This is a genomic window from Alicyclobacillus suci, assembly GCF_017329615.1.
Taxonomy (GTDB): domain Bacteria; phylum Bacillota; class Bacilli; order Alicyclobacillales; family Alicyclobacillaceae; genus Alicyclobacillus; species Alicyclobacillus suci.
The window spans coordinates 1-2310 of record NZ_JAFMTW010000105.1; the positions used below are offsets into that span (position 1 = coordinate 1).

The following is a 2310-nucleotide window of genomic DNA, read 5'->3' on the forward strand; positions in this document are numbered from 1 at the left end:
GCGAAGATGTGGTTCTTGACAAACTCATCTTAGCCGTACGGGGAGCACCTTTTCAATTATTCACACCAGTTCATGAGGACACAATCGTCGAAATCCGGGATTAACAAACAGTTTGGATCTGAAGTGGTTGACTTTCGATTTAGCCGAACATCTGTTGAAACCGTTCTTGCCAGCATTCGCACGAACGTGATCGAAAGGGTCGACACAGTAAAGCGAAATTTGCCCAACACTGAGCAGCCCAAGCCATCCGCACTAGTTCTGAGTGCGTTTCATCCAAAAGTTATTGAGGTCGCAGGCAAGCTCTTTGACGATGGACACTTCCGTCAAGCGATTCTTGATACATATATTGCACTGGAGGAATATGTGCGGGCCAAGACGGGGGCGTCGGGATTTGGGACAAACCTCATGCAATCCGTTTTTTCCGTCAATAATCCAATCATCAAGGTTTCCGATGACCAAGATGAACAGAAGGGATTTATGTGGTTGTTCATGGGAGCATCCATGGGTATACGTAACCCGAAAGCCCACAAGGTGATTCCGCAGACCGATCCACAGCGCACATTGGAGTGGCTTGCGTTTGCGTCTGTTCTCTTTCGTGTTGTAGACGACTCGCTTGCTCTAAATTTTCCGGAGCAAATCCGTGACTGTATCGGACGTTTTTACATTAGAGAACGTTGTGGCATTTGTACGCCCCACACGGTGAAGGATTGCGGAAAAACAGAAATGATGCCGTGTTCGGTATATGCAGCTTCAAAAAAGGACATCTGTTGTTCCGATCCAACGTGCTTAGGACACGGAATATTCCTGAATGGGACATTTTGATGTTACGCAAACCGTGTTTTTGGCCATATTTTTGGGACAGTCGTTGTTCCGCCCCACACTGCTTGATCGTGGAAAATAAAGTTGTGTACTGAAAAATATAGTTCTATACTCTGGCCTGCGCTAAAGGAAGATGCCAGAGGCCGCCTGAATCATTCGTGATACAGGCGGTTTTTTTAGCTTCATGTGTATAAAAATGCATTTGGATTAAAATTTGGTATTGAACATACGGACAGAAGAATTCAATTAAGAACGCAATTTAAATTTCTGGTATCATCGTATGGATATGGTTGGAATTGGGTTGACGCCTTGAGTGACCAAACACCACAAAAAGAACAAGAAATTATTTGAAGGGGCACGTGATGAGCCGATTTAAGAAGTCCATGTTTTCGAATAAACGGTTTTTATCTCTACTGAGTGGGCAAGGAGTGTCTTACTTTGGCGATTCGATTGCTTCTGTGGCACTACCCATCCTCATTTTAACTGTGACTGGGTCGGGCTTCCTCATGGGCTTGGTTGGAGCATTGGAAGTTGCTCCTCTGTTCATCGTAGGTTTACCAGCGGGTGTTTGGGTAGACCGATGGAATCGCAGTAGAGTGATGCTCCTCTCGGACTTTGGCAGAGCTGTCTTGATGGCTTTGATTCCTATTGCGTCATGGGTGCATATACCGGTAATGCCGGTCGTTGTATTTGTGGCAATAATGAGTGGGACTTTGGCTGTGTTTTTTGGTGCAGCCTACACCGGGATGATTTCACGCATCGTTGCACCAGAACAACTTGGTCGTGCCAACGGTTATTTTGAAGCTATCGAAAGTGCAGCGTATGCCTTCGGTCCGTCCCTAGCTGGTATATTAACATCAAAAATTGGTCCGTCTAACACCATAGGATTAGACGCGCTATCCTTTGTATTTTCGGCGTTATCGATTATCAGCTTACGTGATAACGAGAAAGAGACTAAGCAAAGTTCCAGTCAAGATTTTTTTGCTGAAATGCGTGTGGGTCTCAAAACTGTTGTGCAGGATTCTGTATTAAAAGCGATTACGTTGTTGTGGGGTAGTAACCGTTTTGTGTTCGCTGCTTTGATTCCTACTTTGACATTCTTTGTACTAAAGACGTTGCATGGAGGAGCAGAACAAGTCGGTGTCTCGGTGAGTATATACGCTTTAGGTTCTTTGCTAGGCACTCTGGTTGGGTCTAGAATCCCGGAACGTTTAGGCATGGTCACGGCAATGTCTGCACAGAGTTTAATGTTTGTGGGTGCAATTCTTCTTTCAAGGACTAATTGGGTTCCGATGGTTTTTGGGTGTTCTGCGATTCTAGGGTTGGGTGAAGGGCTGCTTTTGGTCATTTACATAACATACAGAGTAAGCAGAGTTTCTGAGGATGTTGTGGCTCTTAAGCCCCGTTATATAATTGGACAAGACCTGATGTTTGTAGAAGGATAGACTCAGGAGGGATTGTTCATGGTCAGACGTAAGTTTTCCCAGAAGT

2 protein-coding genes are annotated in these 2310 nt (G+C 45.1%); both read left to right on the forward strand.

Going from position 1 to position 2310, the window contains the following annotated elements; all coding sequences use genetic code 11:
• The first annotated feature begins 123 nt into the window (after positions 1-123).
• A complete protein-coding gene (locus J3482_RS19845) occupies positions 124-822 on the forward strand; it encodes a TIGR02391 family protein (protein WP_206923045.1) in 699 nt (232 codons plus the stop codon).
• Positions 823-1181: 359 nt separating this feature from the next.
• Positions 1182-2264 carry an MFS transporter gene (locus tag J3482_RS19850; RefSeq protein WP_206920030.1) on the forward strand — a complete coding sequence of 361 codons (1083 nt, stop codon included), beginning with the start codon at positions 1182-1184 and terminating at the stop codon, positions 2262-2264.
• Positions 2265-2310: the final 46 nt, after the last annotated feature.